At 45.2% G+C, this 210-nt stretch carries 1 protein-coding gene; it reads left to right on the top strand.

Going from position 1 to position 210, the window contains the following annotated elements:
* Positions 1–194: LuxR C-terminal-related transcriptional regulator (locus tag LI149_RS15365; protein ID WP_227143649.1), on the top strand; the 194-nt coding region annotated here is incomplete at its 5' end.
* Positions 195–210 lie beyond the last annotated feature (16 nt).

Below are 210 nucleotides of genomic sequence, written 5' to 3'. Positions count from 1 at the left end.
CACTTACGCCCACGGAATGTAGCATCATGAAATCCTTGCTGAAAAATAAAAGTATTAGTGATATCGCGTGTGCGCGGGGCACAACCCTGGAAACTGCACGCAGTCAGCTAAAAGTGATATTGCAAAAAACAGGTACTCATTCTCAGGCGGAGCTGTCGCGTCTGATGGTGGCATTAGATACCAGTAGCCTTTGAGTAACCTATTTTTTTC

The organism is Dorea sp. 210702-DFI.3.17 (genome assembly GCF_020560825.1).
Classification (GTDB): Bacteria; Bacillota; Clostridia; order Lachnospirales; family Lachnospiraceae; genus Dorea; species Dorea formicigenerans.
Note: the sequence above shows the minus strand (reverse complement) of the source record. Positions and strands in the feature narration are given on the sequence as shown.